11 protein-coding genes and 1 pseudogene are annotated in these 18,160 nt (G+C 41.5%); 4 read left to right on the top strand and 8 right to left on the bottom strand.

Annotated elements, in window-relative coordinates:
- Positions 1-791: 791 nt before the first annotated feature.
- The 4 genes from BEGALDRAFT_RS00415 to BEGALDRAFT_RS00400 form a co-directional block, all read right to left on the bottom strand.
- Positions 792-1,901, bottom strand: coding sequence for an extracellular solute-binding protein (locus BEGALDRAFT_RS00415; RefSeq protein ID WP_002682550.1), 1,110 nt, complete (start codon positions 1,899-1,901; stop codon positions 792-794).
- 139 nt (positions 1,902-2,040) lie between these two features.
- Complete coding sequence (gene hypB, locus BEGALDRAFT_RS00410) at positions 2,041-2,922, bottom strand: hydrogenase nickel incorporation protein HypB (protein ID WP_002682543.1); 882 nt, start codon at positions 2,920-2,922, stop codon at positions 2,041-2,043.
- Between the two features lie 95 nt (positions 2,923-3,017).
- Positions 3,018-3,356: a hypothetical protein gene (locus BEGALDRAFT_RS00405; protein ID WP_002682541.1), complete on the bottom strand. Its 339-nt coding sequence runs from the start codon at positions 3,354-3,356 to the stop codon at positions 3,018-3,020.
- 129 nt (positions 3,357-3,485) lie between these two features.
- Positions 3,486-5,807 (bottom strand): ATP-binding protein, encoded by a 2,322-nt coding sequence (locus BEGALDRAFT_RS00400; protein ID WP_002682539.1) that lies wholly within the window; start codon positions 5,805-5,807, stop codon positions 3,486-3,488.
- Between the two features lie 146 nt (positions 5,808-5,953).
- On the opposite strand from BEGALDRAFT_RS00400, the gene iscX reads away from it, so the two are divergent.
- Positions 5,954-6,157, top strand: coding sequence for a Fe-S cluster assembly protein IscX (gene iscX, locus BEGALDRAFT_RS00395; protein WP_002682536.1), 204 nt, complete (start codon positions 5,954-5,956; stop codon positions 6,155-6,157).
- 44 nt (positions 6,158-6,201) lie between these two features.
- Positions 6,202-8,403 carry a DNA helicase RecQ gene (recQ, locus tag BEGALDRAFT_RS00390; RefSeq protein WP_002682534.1) on the top strand — a complete coding sequence of 734 codons (2,202 nt, stop codon included), beginning with the start codon at positions 6,202-6,204 and terminating at the stop codon, positions 8,401-8,403.
- A 299-nt stretch (positions 8,404-8,702) separates the two neighbouring features.
- On the opposite strand, the gene BEGALDRAFT_RS00385 is transcribed toward recQ, so the two are convergent.
- From BEGALDRAFT_RS00385 to queG, 3 genes are all read right to left on the bottom strand, one after another.
- Positions 8,703-9,650: a response regulator gene (locus BEGALDRAFT_RS00385; RefSeq protein WP_002682532.1), complete on the bottom strand. Its 948-nt coding sequence runs from the start codon at positions 9,648-9,650 to the stop codon at positions 8,703-8,705.
- 13 nt (positions 9,651-9,663) lie between these two features.
- Positions 9,664-10,986, bottom strand: coding sequence for an ATP-binding protein (locus tag BEGALDRAFT_RS00380; RefSeq protein WP_002682527.1), 1,323 nt, complete (start codon positions 10,984-10,986; stop codon positions 9,664-9,666).
- A 508-nt stretch (positions 10,987-11,494) separates the two neighbouring features.
- Positions 11,495-12,556 carry a tRNA epoxyqueuosine(34) reductase QueG gene (queG, locus tag BEGALDRAFT_RS00375; protein ID WP_002682524.1) on the bottom strand — a complete coding sequence of 354 codons (1,062 nt, stop codon included), beginning with the start codon at positions 12,554-12,556 and terminating at the stop codon, positions 11,495-11,497.
- A gap of 66 nt (positions 12,557-12,622) precedes the next feature.
- Here queG and BEGALDRAFT_RS00370 point away from each other — a divergent pair, with 66 nt between their 5' ends.
- Together BEGALDRAFT_RS00370 and BEGALDRAFT_RS00365 are read left to right on the top strand one after the other, a co-directional pair.
- Positions 12,623-13,981 carry a (Fe-S)-binding protein gene (locus BEGALDRAFT_RS00370; protein ID WP_002682522.1) on the top strand — a complete coding sequence of 453 codons (1,359 nt, stop codon included), beginning with the start codon at positions 12,623-12,625 and terminating at the stop codon, positions 13,979-13,981.
- A gap of 378 nt (positions 13,982-14,359) precedes the next feature.
- Positions 14,360-14,686 (top strand): annotated as a pseudogene (locus BEGALDRAFT_RS00365) (transposase); the annotation flags it as partial.
- A gap of 297 nt (positions 14,687-14,983) precedes the next feature.
- Here the strand turns inward: BEGALDRAFT_RS00365 and BEGALDRAFT_RS00360 are convergent.
- Positions 14,984-18,160 (bottom strand): Calx-beta domain-containing protein, encoded by a 3,177-nt coding sequence (locus tag BEGALDRAFT_RS00360; protein WP_002682520.1) that lies wholly within the window; start codon positions 18,158-18,160, stop codon positions 14,984-14,986.

Raw genomic sequence — 18,160 nt, 5'->3', positions numbered from 1 at the left:
AATAAATTAAGAATAATTGTGGAGTGCTTATTCTAGGCATAAATGAGTCAAATTTTAAAAACATAACTATTGGTTTGTTTTACTTTATGAAGGTTATTCTAATCTCAGTTATGCGAAATTAAAAAATTAAAACAGATGGTTATAGAGGATTGCTGTATTTTTAGGTGTAAAATAGTTTCAGCTATTTTAATTGGATAAATTATTTTTTTCCGTAAGATTAAAAAACTGTCTAAATCAGGATTAACAAGATTTAAAACCCTCAAACCAAAAGCTAACACGAATAACACTTTTAAATCCTGCTAATCCTGAAAATTCTGATTCAGGCAAATGCTTTAAGACTTGTTTAGCACAAGCAAAGATTAAGGCGGAGTGCAATCGCTGAAGCGATTGCCTCTTTTTTCTTTTCCCCACGTAGCGGGGTAAAGCAGGAGGCGGGAAGAAAACCTCCTATCCTTGTAAAATAACCTGAGTTCGGCGAGTTTCTTTTAAAAAGACAACAGCTTGTCTGAATCAGAATTTTCAGAATTAAAAAGACAAGAAAATTAAAAGAATAAAAAATTATGTTTTTAATTCTGCTAATTCTGAAAATTCTGTGAATTCTGATTCAGACAAAAAAAGACCTGCTAGGTTTTTAAAACCTAGCAGGTATCTGTTTTATTTTATAAATATCGCCGAACTCAGGTTCGCAGAATTCAGGTTACTTGAAACGCTTACAAAAAAAATCCCCCCATCGCTGGGGGGATAATAAGCAGATAATTCGCTATACCTGATAAATGTGTCAGGTGTTGCGATTATTTGCCCGTTTTGATAGTCGTCCAAACACGGGTTAAAGTCCGTTCGGTTTTTTGGGGCAGAATCTTTAACATAAATAATTTTTTCTTCACGTCTTCAGCAGGGAAAACTCCTTTATTGTTTTTCACTTCATCCGCAACTTTTTCTAAAGAAGCTGGATTTGGGTTAGCGTAATGAACAAAGTTGCTAACGCCTGCAATGACTTCAGGACGGAGGATGAAATCTAGGAATTTCAGGGCTGCTTCAGAGTTTTTGGCATCTTTAGGGATTGCCATCATGTCAACCCACATAATTGTCCCTTCTTTGGGAACGCTGTATTCAACTTTAACGCCTTTGTTGGCTTCAGCCGCACGGTCGGCTGCTTGTAATACGTCACCAGACCAGCCAACAGCGACGCAAATATCACCATTGGCTAAGGCGTTGATGTATTCAGAAGAGTGGAAATTAGTGATAAAGGGACGCAGTTTTAACATGAACGGCTGCACAATTTTGGTGTAGTCGTCAGAGTTTTCGCTTAATGGCTCTTTACCCAAGTAATTTAAGACAATGGGAAAAACTTCGGTTGGGGTGTCTAGGAAATAAACGCCACATTTGGAGAGTTTTTCTAAGTTTTCAGGTTTAAATACTAAATCCCAGCTATCAACGGGGGCGTTTTCGCCTAATGCCGCTTTGACTTTTTCAGGGTTGTAGCCTATGCCTGTTGTTCCCCATAAGTAGGGAATTGCAAATTTATTTTCGGGGTCAACCGCTTCTAGGCTTTTTAGAACAACGGGGTCGAGGTTTTTGTAATTGCTTAATTTGCTTTTATCTAAGGGTTGATAAACGCCTGCAACGATTTGTCTGCCTAAGTAGGGGGCGGCGGAAGGGACTACGATATCAAAGCCTGTTTTGCCCGTCATGAGCTTGGCTTCTAATACTTCGTTACTATCAAACACATCATAAACGACTTTAATGCCAGTTTCTTTTTCAAAATTAGCAACTGTGTCTTCAGCAATGTAGTCTGACCAGTTGTAAATATGCAGCACTTTATCTTCTGCCGCATATGCTGCGCTAGAAAGCGTACAAGCAACAGCAATACCTAACAAACTTTGTTGAAACTGCTTTAGCATTATCATAATCCTCATTGGATAGTAGAAAAAACAATCGTGTTAAGCGTAGTGTCACGAAATATGAGTAAAATCTAGGATTATAAGTCCTTCATTATTCCCAATAATAGTGAGTCAGATAGTGGGGGATTATTCCCCGTTTTTAAAGATGGGTATGGGTTGTACCATCTGCATGTGTATGTTGATGTCCTGTATGGACATGGTCATGATGATGGGTGTGGATTCTAGACCCATCGGGTTGTATGGCAGGACGCGCGGTTCTACCTGCTTTTAAACGTTCTCGTTGTGCGTGTAGTTCATGCTGTAGCCATGCAATCCATGCTTGTATGCCAATGCCTTTTTTAGCCGACAGGGGCAAAAACGGGGCGTGGTTAGCGAGGTGACGGAGATGATATTCTGCCGCTTGCGGGTCGAAGTCGTCTAAAAAGGGGAGTAAATCTACTTTGGTGAGCAACATCACGTCCGCAGCGCGGAACATAACGGGATATTTAGCGGGTTTGTCGTCGCCTTCTGTAACAGACAGCAAGGTAACATTGCGATGATGTCCTAAGTCAAAACTGGCAGGACATACTAGGTTTCCTACATTTTCAATAAACAATATATCTAGTTGGCTTAAGTCTAGTTGATGCACAGCTTGATGAACGAGATGGGCATCTAAATGGCAGGCAGTACCTGTGACGATTTGTACAGCGGGGACACCTTTCTGTCTAATACGTTCAGCATCGTTTTCTGTTTCTAAATCGCCCTCAATCACGGCAATTCTGAGACTATCTTTTAAACTTTCAATTGTTTTTTCTAATAATGCCGTTTTTCCCGCACCGGGAGAAGACATTAAATTAATGACTAAAATGCCATGCTCATCAAAATGCTCACGATTATGCAAGGCTTGATGATCATTTTCTGATAATAAATTTTGTAACACTTGAACAGCAACTTTGCCATCTTCCGTTTTGGCTAATTTGCCTGTTCCTTGAATCAGATGCTCATTGCCTGCTGTTACGTTACATCCGCATGTATTACACATAATATCCTCTAAAATCGCTCGGTACACACTTTGACGTTATAGTATAGCTGGTGTCGCTCCTCAATGAGAATGCGTTATAACAGGTTCTAATGAGTTCATTTAGATAAAAGATGTTGTTCAGTCACAAAGGGATTTTGATATAAAAAGAAAAATCCCTCTAGGGATAAATGAGGGGCTAAATGTTTACTGACTAATAGGCTAAAGCTAATCAATAAAAAGAGGAGTAAAAATAAGATAAACCAGCCATAAAGAAAAGTTTTTAAATTAGCGGTCGCACTTTTAATCGTTTCTTGTCTCAACATGTGGCGCGTGGGTTGTTCGTGTGAATGTAACCAACTTGTCATTTTTAGTTTATGCCGACTCGCTTGCAAAAAATACCGTAATGTCCGTAACCAACGTTTATTTTTATAAAACAGCAATGAGTGCATATTCATCAAGATTGCCTGCGGTTTTAAGTAAAAAGATATTGTTAAATAACCATCCCAAAACTTACTAAAAGTCTTTCAATATCATTATGCCACACTTTGTTAAATATGCACTATGCAAGAAGGTTTCTCCATTTTTTAGAATAAAAATCCTTCCTTATTTTTAGGTACAGTTAAAGACGGTTTATTTTTCACTACATTTGTATCTGTATTAGAACTAACTGTCATTTGTTTTATAGGCTTCTGACGAATATTGCTGGCTGTTGTTGCTGTTTGAGGTGCGCTTGTTTGATGACTCTCTGCTTTACTAGGGCTTATTGTTTGATAATGTACGGGCGCGCCAAATAAATCAGCTTCTTCAGATGCCAGTGTGACTATTGGCTTATTGACAGGTTTAGGCACTATGCGTAACTTTGGTTTTTTGGGGCGAGTCGTTTCAGGCTTTGCAGTTTTTTTAGTCTCATCAGCATGCACGATAATATAAGATTTATCTGTTGGAAACTCTTTTAATGGATCTATCGTTTCACCCGTTTCTAACACGATAATAGGCGTTGTTGTAGGTACATAATTTTTTTCTATGCTGTTTTTTGGCGGTGATGGCAATTCTAATGCAACGCTTGCGACTGTTTTTAAACGGGCTTGCATGAGTTGTTCATCACTTAACCAATTATCCGTTGTCGGATCAATCACAGGTTGAGCAGTTTCACTGCCCGCTAATAATAACCCTGTTTGCGGTGCATAAATATTGTCAGGGAAAAATGAATAATTATGTGCCGCTTTGGCTTTTTGTTCTGCTGCAATGGCTTTGTCGCGCTCTGCCTGTGCTAACTCCACATTTTCCCACGCTAAACTTAATTGGTTTTCAACTTCTTCAATAGTTTTGCCTTTCTCATAAATGCCTAATAATGCTGATAAAGATAAGACGGCTAAACTGGCAAAAAACCAGCGTTTTAACCGACTAAAATAACGTTGTCGTTGGTCAGATTCGATAAAAAATGCCTCTTGAATCGTACTAAATTCATGACTTGCCCGCGCATAATATTGGCGTAACAAAGCTAAATCTGTCGACCGCCATAAAAGGCTTGCTGTGCGTTTTTCTTTATCCCATTGTTTAACAGCTTCCGCAAAACGATGCTGAAAAAAGACATCACGTTGTGAAGCACTAATCCAACGGACTAAACGCGCCCAATGGGTTAATAAAATTGCATGTGTTAATTCTACAAATGTGTGACCATGAGCTTTATTAACGGTTAATAAACGGCTTTCTGTTTGCGTGAAAGCCGTTAAAACAGCTTCAACCGTTGCACTGGTATCCGTGAGATTAATTAAACTTTCTTGCGACACTCGACGCGGATAAACTCCTTGTTCATCAATAATTAAGAGTTTTAAAAACACAGCACGAGCGGTTGATTTTTCACGATTCGATAAAGATTGATATAAACGTTCAGCCTCTGCCGACACAGAATCTTGTAAAGTATTCCCCAATAATTTCAAGGCTTGTATTTCTGACATACCTTGTTGCTTGTAATGCCATAAACGGTAAAGCGTAAATTGCAAAAGGGGCAATGATTCTGCGTGGTGGCGGGTTTGCTGAATTAACTCCTCAACGGTTGCAACATTCCATTGCGTACTACTCCCTGCTAAAGGTTCATTGATGACTTGCAATAATTGCGATTTTGTCAACATTGGCACTAATATCGATTGCGTTGCTAAGGTCTGATAGAGCAAATGATGATGTTGTGTCATCGCTAAAAAATCAGTCCTCAGGGTTAAAACAAGGGTAAAACTTAATTGAGGGTCAGCCGCTGCCATTAATAAATTATCGATAAATAAGTTTCTTTCGCTCTCATCCTGACAATGGGTGTATAACTCTTCTAATTGTTCAACGACTAAAAAAACAGGGGACGTAGCGGCTTCAGGAAACGTCTGTAATAACTTACTTAAGCCTTGTTTATGCTGTAATTGTTGAAAAAATTGCGTATTTTTATCGATGCGTTCTGTCGTAACACATTGATATAATCCCGCTAAAGCAGACGCTAGATTTTTTAAAGGATGAACGCTCGGCTTCATCACCGCTGTCCAAACGCGCCGAAAGGGGAGATAACGCTGATTAACCAATTGCGGTAATAAGCCCGCTTGTATCAGTGACGATTTTCCGACACCACTTGGGCCGATGATAGGTAAAACCCGTAAGGTTAAGGGATTGACATCCTCGCCATAAAAGCTGAGTAATCGCTCCCATAATTTATCTAATAATGATTCACGTCCAAAAAACTGGGCATTATTTTGTGCATAGAATGTCGATAAGCCACGGAAAGGATTCGTTTCTTTTTGAGTTTGTGTTTTTCTGTCAGCTAATGAACTATATTGCTGGAAAATAGTCACTTGCCCATAACGTCCGATTAACCGTAAAGTATCTTGAGCAAGATAAGTACTTTGAATATATGTAGAATTACGCATAGTAGCAATTCCCTAAAAAATGTCTTTTTTTAGAGATTGCAGAAAAAATGCCAGTAGAACAGGTTCGAGGGGAATGTTAAAGTGAACAGCACTTAAATTGCTTGCACCGCTCCCCCTATTCACCACATGATTGAGGAGTTTTTGATATGAGCCTTAAATGGACAGATGTTCAAGAAATTGCGATTCAATTAGCAGAACAACATGCTGATATTGACCCACAATATGTTAATTTTATGGATTTGCATCAATGGGTTTGTCAATTAGAAGCGTTTGATGATGACCCAGAAAAATCTAACGAGAAAATTTTAGAAGCGATTCAAGCCTTATGGATTGAAGAAGCACAAGAATAGTGCTTACAATTCACTGAATATATTACACCTGATTTTTTGCGCCCATGTCTGATGACACCCCAGCTCATATTTTGCGCCGCGTCTTTGGTTACGAACATTTTCGCGGACATCAAGAAACCATTATTCAACATGTCATGGCAGGCGGGGATGCGTTAGTATTAATGCCCACGGGTGGCGGAAAATCGCTTTGTTATCAAATTCCTGCTTTGCTACGTTCAGGGGTTGGCGTGGTTATCTCCCCGCTGATTGCCTTGATGCAAGACCAAGTCGATGCCCTGTTACAATTAGGCATTCGTGCGGCGTTTCTTAACTCTAGCCAAGATTCTGCACAAACACGGCAGATAGTCCAACAATTGCGACAAAACGCGCTAGATTTACTCTACGTTGCTCCTGAACGCTTAAATAATCCCCGCTTTTTAGAGTTTTTAGACAGTTTACCATTAGCATTGTTTGCCATTGATGAAGCGCATTGTGTCTCGCAATGGGGGCACGATTTTCGTCCTGATTATGCCCGTTTATCTATTTTGCATGAACGTTTTCCCCATATTCCGCGTATTGCGTTGACTGCAACCGCAGATAAGCCGACACGTCGAGAAATTATCAGCCGTTTAGGCTTAGAAAATGCGCATGTTTTCGTCACAGGTTTTGACCGTCCAAATATTCGTTACCGCATCACACAAAAACGTCCTCCTGCTCGTCAACAATTATTGAGTTTTCTTAATGCGGAACATCGGGGCGATGCGGGGATTGTTTATTGTTTATCCCGTAAAAAGGTGGAAGAAGTTGCGGAATTTCTCACCGTCAATGGTTGGACAGCCTTGCCCTATCACGCGGGTTTATCCAATGAATTACGCCAACAACATCAAAATCGTTTTTTACGGGAAGAGGGTATCGTTATTGTTGCAACGATAGCCTTTGGAATGGGGATTGATAAGCCCAACGTGCGTTTTGTGGCACATTTAGACTTACCTAAAAGTTTAGAAGCCTATTATCAAGAAACAGGGCGGGCGGGGCGCGATGGATTACCCGCTAACGCATGGCTGGCGTATGGTTTAGAAGATGTGATTTTATTGCGTAAATTATTAAGTAATTCTGAAGCGGATGAACAGCATAAACGGCTAGAACAGCAAAAATTAGAGGCTCTATTAGGTTATTGTGAAACGACGCAATGTCGTCGTCAGGTTTTACTAGCGTATTTTGGTGATGATTTGGTTGAACCTTGTGGCAATTGTGATTCTTGCCTAGAGCCTTCAGCGACATATGACGGCTTAGAAGTCGCACAAAAAGCCCTGTCGTGTATTTACCGCACGGGGCAACGCTTTGGCGTGAATTATTTAATAGAAGTCTTACAGGGAAAGGGTATCGATAGAATTATTCAGAATGGACACCAGTATTTAAGCACGTATGGCATTGGTTCTGAATTGAGTACAGACCAATGGCGGTCTGTTTTTCGCCAACTGGTTGCAGGCGGATTTGCAAGCGTGGATATTGAAGGGCATGGCGGTTTATTTTTAACCGAAAAAGCTCGCCCTTTATTACGTGGTGAAACCAGTATCCGCTTACGCAAAGATAGCCCACGCGCAACAGCAGAGAAAAAATTAATCCGTAATGAACAGCATACGGCTTTTACAGGCACAGATTTAATTTTATGGGAAGCCTTAAAAGCGAAACGTTCAGATTTTGCCCAAGCGCAAAATGTCCCGCCTTATGTGATTTTCCATGATAGCACTTTAAGCGATATGGTTATACATCGCCCTGACAGTCTTCAAGCATTAAGCCGTATTTCTGGTGTTGGTGCGCGTAAATTAGAACGTTATGGACAATCTTTTTTAAATGTCTTAGAAGAACATACGCTCACTTATCAAGATATTTCTACCCCACCGCCACAAAAAACGACTGAACCGATTGCAAATACGGTTTCTATGTCAAGTAGTTATACCGTAAAAGCGTTATTAGAAGAGGGTAAAACGCCTGCACAAATCGCCGAGCAACGTAATTTAACTTTATCAACTGTTTATGAGCATTTGGCAATGAGCATTGAGGCAGGCAAGATTCAATTACGTCAAATTTTTTCACGAGAAGAATTAAGCGATGAGGCTATTGATGATATTGAGGATGCGTGTTTATCTAGTGCAGAGGGGCAAATTGCATTACGTCCAATTTTTGAACAGTTTAACGGTAAATATCACTACGGCATTTTAAGATGTGTCCGCGCAAGGGTCGTGCGGGAAATGGCAGGGGATTAATGCGAATCACGTTTTTTAATTCTATAGCAAACGTATTATAAAACGATATGAAGGACTGGCAGTCCTAGATTTAAATCACTTTATGGTACGGTTACTATACCTGAGTTTTGCGAGTTTCTTTTAAAAAGACAACGGCTTGTCTGAATCAGAATTTTCAGGATTAACAGGATTTAAACCCCTTAAACCAAGAAATTAATGCGAATCACGTTTTTTAATTCTGCTAATTCTGAAAATTCTGTGAATTCTGATTCAGACAAATGCTTGCCTTTTTAAAAGAAACTCGCAACACTCAGGTTAGGTCAATTAATCGTAGGTTGTTGTGCAGGACGATTGCGTAATTTACGGATGAATCCTAAAACCCGTGATGACAAACTTTGTTGTTCTTCAGTTTTGGTTGGTTCTACCGCATGACGCATTAACAACTGTGGTTTTAAATGCAACACTTGATAATGCTTTAAAGTCGCTTCTAAGCTCCGTGCTAATAAACTCTTATGAATAGGCTTAGGTAAAAAGCGATAGACTTGACCGTGATTAATTAGCCCAATTAAGGCTTTAGTGTCCTGAAAAGACGTTAATACAACGGTTAAAATATTGGGATTGCATTGCTTAAGCGTTTTAATCGAGGCAGTAATATCCTCGCCATTCAATTCAATTTCTGAAATCACAACACCGATAGGCTTATTATTCAAAATATTAAAGGCTTCATCTAAAGAAGTTGCCCAATGTGTGGGATTTGTCGCGCTTAACAACGTGTGAATTTCTTTATAAATCGCCTCATCATTATCAATAACCATCACATGCGGTGCTTGTCCTAATACAGGGGTAGGCATGATTGCAACGGTATCTGTGGTTTTTGCTTGATGTAATTGCTCAAGTTTTAAAGCAATTTCTACTGCTTTATCCACAGTTGCTTTTAGCTCTTCTGTTTGCCACGGTTTATTAATATAGCGAAAAATTTCCCCTTCATTAACAGAACCAACAATTGCCTGTAAATCAGAATATCCTGTGAGTAACAAGCGCATCGTATTTGGCGCAATTTCTTTCGCTTGGCGTAATAAATCCACTCCCAACATAATCGGCATACGTTGGTCGCTAATAATGACGTGAACGGTTTCCTTTTTGAGAATCTCTAAGGCTTCGTTACCATCAGTTGTACTTAAGACACGATATTTTGCGAGAAATAACATTTTTAACGAACGCAAAATTCGCTCTTCATCATCTACTAATAACAGCGTTGATTTTGACATCTTACTTAATCCTTCAAACAACCATTGTGGATGATTGTTGTGTAATCGACTGTTTTGTTTGCTTATAGGGCAAACTAATCGTAAAACGTGTTCCTACCCCCATTTTGGAATTAACACGGATTTTTCCATTATGCTGTTGAATAATTTGATAGCTAATTGATAATCCTAAGCCAGTTCCTTCGCCGATGGGCTTTGTTGTAAAAAATGGGTCAAAGATTTTAGGGAGCACATCGGGGGGAATACCTTTGCCATTATCTTGAATAATCACATGAACAGCCTCTTTATCAGCAAAGGTTTTTAGCCAAATCGTACCTTTTTCACTCATCGCTTGTACTGCATTGCTAATTAGATTTAAAAAGACTTGGTTTAGCTGCGAAGGCGAACAATAGATTTTTGGCAATGTGCTGTCGTAATCTTTTTTAATCGTGACGCGATTTTTAATTAAATTCTTTGCAATGATAAGTGTGCTTTCTAAACACTCGTTTAAACAGGCAACAGTTGTACGTGCTTGGTCTAAACGGCTAAAGTCTTTTAAGTTAAGCACAATTTCGGAAATCTGGTCTAACCCGTATAATGAATCTTTAAATAAATTCTGCATTTCCTCAAGCATTTCTGGTTCTTGGAAGGTTGCACAGAGTGAGTCGACAAGTTCCGCTTGTGACGCAATTGCGTCGGGGTCTGGCTCTTCATGGGTCAATAAATGAACCAAATGCGCATAGGCTTGTATGCCATCCTGACTTTGTGTGAAAAAGCCTTGCATCATTTCCACATTATTACGAACGTAGCCTAATGGCGTATTAATCTCGTGGGCAATGCCTGCCACCATTTGCCCCAATGAAGCCATTTTTTCCGATTGTACCAATTGCATTTGAGAGTTTTTCAAGGCTGTATAGGCTTTGCTTAACTCATCAGTACGTTGCATTACGCGCTTTTCCATCGCTTTCAGTAAATCGAGGACAACGCCCACGCCTTTATACTCGCCATTCAACATTACAACAAAGTCTTCAGTAATAGGAAATTTAATATTTTCCGTAATATATTGGCTTGCCGTTTCTAAGGATTGGCTAAGGCTAATACGCAGTGGTTGCGCATTCATAAATCGCTCAATAGGACTTTTACCATAAATATCACGCCCATAGAGCTTTAAAAAAATATCCATTAATTGATAACGGCTAATTATTCCAATAGGGCGACCATTATCAACTATCGGTAAGGAAAGAAAGGGCTTATATTCAGCGAGTAAAAACAATTCACCGACATCATTAACCGTATGGTCAGGCGTAATCGGCTTAATCGGAATGGTGAGCGCACTGATATCAGTAACAGGTTTCATCATTAACAACACGAGGCTTTCAGAGGCGGGCTATTGTAAGCAACGGACTGTTACCCCTTGATGACAATTTAATGACAGTTTGTGTTAAGACAAATTCAAATTGTCTGAATCAGGATTTTCAGAATTAACCTGAGTTCGGCGAGTTTCTTTTAAAGAAACAACAGCTTGTCTGAATCAGAATTCACAAAATTTTCAGAATTAGCAGAATTAAAAAGCATGATTCATCTTACTTTTTGGTTTAAGGGTTTTAAATTCCGCTAATTCTGTTAATTCTGAAAATCCTGATTCAGACAATGTTGTAATCTTGTCTGGTGAATTTTGATGAAAAACAAGAGAATAATCTCTGCCAGTCCGTCAACCCTTTTCGCGTGTTCCAACAGACCTGCTAGGTTTTGAAAACCTAGCAGGTCTCTGTTTTATTTTATAAAACTCGCCGAACTCAGGTGAATTAGCAAGATTTAAAAGCGTCATTCACGTTAGTTTTTGATTTGAGGGTTTTAAATCCTGTTAATCAGGTTAATCCTAAAAATCCTGATTCAGACAATTTTTTATCATGTTGTGCCAACGCCCAAACCACATGCTCACGCACTAACGGCGAATCAACCTGCAAACGCGCCTGTAAAACCCGCACAATTTCTGATGTCATCGGCACATTACCCAATGCAACCGCTAGATTGCGCAACCAACATTCATACCCAATCCGCCGAATCGGACTCCCCTCCGTCTTGCGCAAAAACTCCGCCTCAGTCCACTGAAATAAATCCACTAATAACGCTTGTTCTAAACCCTGACGCGGTAAAAAATCCTGCTCCTGCGTCAACTGCGCGAACCGATTCCACGGGCAAAATAACTGACAATCATCACACCCATAAACCCGATTCCCCATTAAAGCACGTAGTTCTACAGGAATACTCCCCCGATACTCAATTGTTAAATACGCAATACACCGCCGAGCATCCAACTGATACGGCGCGACAATCGCCCGCGTTGGGCACACAGTCAAACACGTCTGACACCGCCCACAATGTCCCGCTGTTGGCGCATCCACAGGCAAAGGAATATCAACATAAATTTCCCCCAGAAAAAAATACGAACCTGCCTGCCGATGAATCAAATTCGTATGCTTTCCAATCCACCCCAAGCCCGCCTTTTCCGCTAACGGCTTCTCCAACACAGGCGCACTATCGACAAACACCCGATATTCCTCCCCCTGTACAACCGCGCGAATCCTATCCGCCAATACTTTCAACCGCTGACGCAACACCTTATGATAATCCCGCCCCAAGGCATACCGAGCAATATAAGCCTTATCAAGCTGATGCAACTGCGCCAACATCTGCCCCTGCGTCTCAGGCAAATAATCCATCCGTACCGTAATCACCCGCAAGGTATTCGGCACTAACCAATCAGGACGACTCCGCTTAAGCCCGTGCTTTTCCATAAAATACATATCCCCTTGATACGCATTCGCAAGCCACTGACTTAACTGCTGTTCTGCAAGGCTCAAATCAATATCACAAATACCCACCTGCTGAAAGCCCAACGCCTGCCCCCAACGTTTAATATTTGCCACCAACTCATCATAATTTAAAATAATCCATTCCCCACGAATAAACGCACAATCAGAGAAACTGCACCCATGAAAACCTATTTAGACTGGTCAGCCTACGAAAATGCAGGCATGGGCGATGCCTACGCCGACATCCCCAAAACAGGCGGAGACTTTGCCAAAGCCGTCGCCGTCTGCATCAACAGCCGTCAATGCGAAAACAAAGAACAAGGCAAGGGCGTGATGTGTCCCAGCTTCCGCGTGAGCGACATCGTCAACAACTCCACAGGTGGACGTGTTCGCCTTCTCAAAGCCGCCCTAAACGGTGAACTAGGCAACACCCCGTTTACCGACCCCACCCTTGCCGAAGCCATGGACTTATGCGTTGCCTGCAAAGGTTGCAAACGCGAATGCGAAAACGCCGTCGACATGGCAATGATAAAAGTCGAATACCTCGCCCAACGCAATGCCCTCACAGGATTATCATGGCGTACCCGCTTTTTTGCCAGCACACCCCACTGGCTACACCGCTACAACCTGCTTAAAAAAATCCCCGCATGGCGCAACCGCCACACATGGCTTGCAACACTCGGCGAAAAATTTTTCGGTATCAGCGCGAAACGTCGCCTCCCTGAACCCGTCAACGCCCCCTTTATCAAACCAGAAACCGCCGAAACCATTCCTGACAAAGTAGGCGATGTCGTCCTATTCGTCGACACCTTTACCCGCTACTTTGACCCTAGCGTCATTCAAGACGCGGTACACGTTCTACAAAGCGCGAAATACCACGTTATCATCGCCGAACCCATCAGCGACACCCCAGAACCCGACCGCCCCTTATGCTGTGGTCGCACCTTCATTGCGCATGGCATGGTCAACGAAGCCAAAGCCGAAGCCGAACGAGTTCTAAAAATCCTACTCCCTCACGCCGAAGCAGGACGCACCATTATCGGCTTAGAACCCCCCTGTTTATTAGCCCTACGCGACGACTACAAATCACTAGGACTGGGCAAAACCGCCGAAAAAGTCGCACAACACGCCATTTTATTTGAAGAATTTCTCGCCCGCGAACTCACGGCAAAACGCTTAAAACTGCCCTTAAAACCCTTAAGCGGACAAACTAAACCCATGCTAATACAAGGACATTGCCATCAACACGCTGTCGGCGCAATGAAATCCATGCGCAAAATTCTAAAACTCATCCCTGATTTTCAATATGAATTTTTAGACCCCGCCTGTTGTGGCATGGCGGGCAGTTTTGGACTAGAAGCAGAACACGCAGACATTGCGCTACAAATGGCGGAACAATCTCTATTACCCGCCTTACGTGCCAACCCCGATGCGCCTATTTTAGCCAATGGCTTCTCCTGTCGTCAGCAAATCCTAGAAACAGGCACAGGACAACAACCGATACATTTAGCGACATTATTACGGCAGGCATTGGGGTAGGAGAAATTTAGATAGTAGCTTGTAGAGGTGCATTAGACGTTTTTTATACGAAAATGCACCTTATTTAACCTGAGTTCAGCAAGTTTTATAAAATAAAACAGAGACCTGCTAGGTTTTAAAAACCTAGCAGGTCTGTCGGAACACGCGAAAAGGTTTGAAGGACTGGTAGAGATTATTCTCTTGTTTTTCATCTGGATTCACCAGACCAGATTAAAACATTGTCTGAATCAGGATTTTCAGAATTAACAGAATTTAAACCCCTTAAACCAAGAAATTAATGCGAATCACGCTTTTTAATTCTGCTAATTCTGAAAATTTTGTGAATTCTGATTCAGACAAGCTGTTGTCTTTTTAAAAGAATCTCGCCGAACTCAGGTTAAAGCATTAAAGGCAACTTTGAAAACGCAAGGCATTGAATTAATCACAGGTGTCCGTAAAAACATGAAAAAAGAGCCGCTCAGTGAATTTGATACGATAATGCTAAAAAAACGCTCCTTGATAGAAACCGTCATCGGTCAACTTAAATCATTCACTCAGATTGAACATACGCGCCATCGCAGTGTCTTGGGATTTATGGTCAATGTCATTGCGGGGCTTATTGCTTACACTTGGAAGCTCCATAAGCCTTCTTTGATGTCTCGTATTAATCCTAAACTTGATGAGAACTTTAATTTGCCAAATCCTTCTCAACCTTTTTTTATTTAAGCCATTTTTCGCCGTACTCGCGTTAAAATGCGTTTGCTATATAATCTGTTTTTGCTCAGTTTTTGCAGAATTTCAAGGTGGAATACGCTTCGCTATCCCACCCTACAACATTCAAGCTGTTGTCTTTTTAAAAGAAAATCGCCAAACTCACGTTTTTTAATTTTGCTAATTCTGAAAATTCTGTGAATTCTGATTCAGACAAAAAAAGACCTGCTAGGTTTTGAAAAGCTAGCAGGTCTCTGTTTTACTTTATAAATATCGAGAAACTGAGGTTAAATTGTATTCGCCAACTTCAGGTTAATTAACTCTGTACATCAGTTGTCCATCGCCATTTGGATAAACAATAAGGTAGTCGCTTAAACCGTCTTGGTTCATGTCATCAACATCAAAGATTTCAACATGACCATTTAGGTTAGTACCTTGAGTGATGGCGTAGGTTAGCCAGCCTTTATAGGTTTTACGACTTGCGCCTTCGCCCATGTGTATCAATGCCATGCCATTTTTGTATAACAGGGTATCTTGCGAGAGTGCACGTAATGCGGCGGCATCTGCGGCGGCAGGGTAGAGATATTGGCGAGATTGTCCATTGTTAAAGACTAAATAAGCAACTAGTGCATTTTTCACAGAGACATTCATATTCTCATCTGTGCTTAAGCAGTATAAGTTTGCGCTGATTGGTAAGGTGTCAAAACCTAATTCGGGCGATGTACTGCGGGATGTTGGGGAAGAGCAGATATCGGCACGAATACTGAAGTAAGTAATACCATTGATTTGATTGACTAAGTTTAGCTTTACATTGCCTTCGTCGTTCATTTGCATACTAGAAACAGGTAAGACAAGTGTGTTTAAAACTTGTTCTAGCCCTGTTGTATCTTGAATGACGGGATGTGCGGTAACTTCTCGCCCTGTATGGGTGGTTACTAAAAAGCGGTTATCTTCACGAATGATTAAACCTAAGTCTATATCATTGATGATTTGACCTTCTAGGGCTTGACGTACACGGGTAGGTAGTAAGTTGTAGCGTTTGTTATCGCTGGTAAAGGCAATATAGCCACTTTCGCTGTCTTGGGTGATTAACCAATCTTTTTCTGTTAAATCATATAAACCATTGAGTGCGGATAAAACACCGCCTCGCACACTGTTGACTAGCACGTCGGTGTAGAGGTTGATTGCGAAGCGACCTAAAACCATGCTGGGGGTGTAGCCTAGAAGGTTGGATAAGTCGATGGGCGGAATGTTTCCATTGAGACGGAAACGGACTTGATTTCCCATAGAAACTTCTGTGTCTATGATGGTGTTACCTTCAATAATGACATTTTGGACATAGCTATCAGTGAGAATGCGGACGCTGGTTAGCGTTGCGGGATATTCTCCAATGCCGATGGTGCTGCCTTGTATAAATCCGCCTGTGACATTGGTGTAGTTATTGAGGTAGAGATTAGTTACGACACCTACTTCATAGTTATTTAGTGTTGCATTGGTTAATAGGGTGACGTTTTCTAGTGAGCCAAAGTTGTCAATTTTGCCTGCCAGTTGTCCACCAAAGACTATGCCTGTATTTGTAATACGAACATTGGTTAAGGTGTTGCCTGTGTTATCTAAGTAGCAGTTAATGACGCTGGGCGGGGGGTCGGAGCAAATCACAATGGCATCATCATCTTTAATGGTGATGACTGCTTGTGCAGGAGAGCCAAGCGTGCCGTTTCCTGTTAGGTTGCTTAGGGTAATGCGGAATGTTTCGGTTTCTTCAATGGTGGTGTCGTTGTTGATGGGGATGGATAAAACTTTACTGCTTGCGTCACCATCTTCCCAAACAATCAATCCAGAAATACCAATATAATCTTTATTATCAATCGCAGTATTAGCGTTGGTTTGATAATTAACGGTGATGCGTCCTTGACTGCTACCTTGACGGGTAACGGTAACGTTTACATAGCGTCCGCTTTCGTTAACCAGATAGTCACTGGAGGAGAATTGAACGCGGGTTGCGTCATTGTCGCGAATGGTGACATTAGCCGCAGCAGGTGTGCCTAAGACTAAACCATTGCTAGGGTTAGATAATTGAATGATAAAGTTTTCGTTTTCTTCTGCGGTGATGTCGTCTTGTAAGGTGATGTTGAGGGTTTTAACGTCGCTGTTACCGTCTGCCCAGACTAATGTCCCTGCGGATAAAACAAAGTCTTGTCCATTTGTTGCCGTTCCATTTTGAATGGTGTAGTTAACGCGGACATCTCCTTTAGTGCCAGATACACGTAGAACGTTGATGTTTAAGTTCCCTTGATTTTCATCAACGGTATAGCTACCTGATTCAAATTGTACAGCTCCTGCATCACCAATCACGACCGTTGTTGGATTTCCTGTGCCATCTAAAATTTTTAGATTGGTGCTGGCAATCATACCTAATACAGCGTTACCCGTTGGATTACTTAAGCTAATGGCGAATATTTCATCGTCTTCGGTGTTATTATCAGTGAGAATGGGCACGCTGATGGTTTTGGTGTTATTTTCACCATTTGCCCAGCTTAACGCGCCTTGTGTGAGGGTGTAATCACTGCCAGCAATGGCTGTTCCATTTATTGTGCTATAGCTGACCGTTACACTGCCTTGTGTGCCGTCTAGTCGGCTGACTTCTACGTTTGCAACGCCTGCGTTTTCATTGACGGTGCTTAGTGCGGTTTTAAAGGTTAAAACACCTGCGCTGGAGGTGACAACTGTCCCAAAAACATCTTGAATTGTAAGCGTTGTTGTATTGTTTGCGCCCACTGTTGCCCCACCTGTTGCCGTACTGAGACTTAAAACGAGGGTTTTATCGCCATCTTGTTGGTCATCTAGCAGGAGCGGAATTGCAATATTTTTGTCTTGGGCATCGCCTGTATTCCAGTTTAATGTCCCTTGTACATTCACGTAGTCGGTATTAGCAACGGCAGTTCCGCCTGTAATCGCGTATTGCACAGCAACATTGCCAACACTCCCGCCAATTCGTTCAACGCCAAGTTGTGCAATCCCTGCATTTTCTTTGGCAGTGTATGTGGTGCTTGTAAATTGTAAATTGCCCGCGCCATTGACAGGGGTATCAACGATGGTAATGGCTGTTTGTAGATTTGTTCCTAGTACCGCATTCCCGCTGGGGTTTGCCAGAATAACGGCGAAACTTTCATTATTTTCCGTTGTGCTGTCGGTCAGAATAGTAATTTCAATCACTCGATGGGTTAAGTCGCCATCTGCCCATGTCAATGTTCCTCCTTTCCCTGTGTAATCAACGCCAGACAGTGCTGTTGTGTCGATAGTGGCATAATCTACGGTGACTGCCCCTACACTATCTGCTGCTCGTGTCACAACTATTTGTAGTGTGCCATCGGCTTCATTGACGGCGTAAGCAGCAGAGGCAAATTGTAAACTGGCTTGTGCATAGGCTAGGGAGAACATCCCAAGCCATAAGCCTGTAATAAGCAATAATTGCTGAATTTGTCGCAT

Origin of the sequence: Beggiatoa alba B18LD, assembly GCF_000245015.1 — a bacterium.
Lineage (GTDB): Bacteria > Pseudomonadota > Gammaproteobacteria > Beggiatoales > Beggiatoaceae > Beggiatoa > Beggiatoa alba.
The sequence above is the reverse complement of the archived record's forward strand: the minus strand, read 5'-3'. Positions and strand labels throughout refer to the sequence as shown.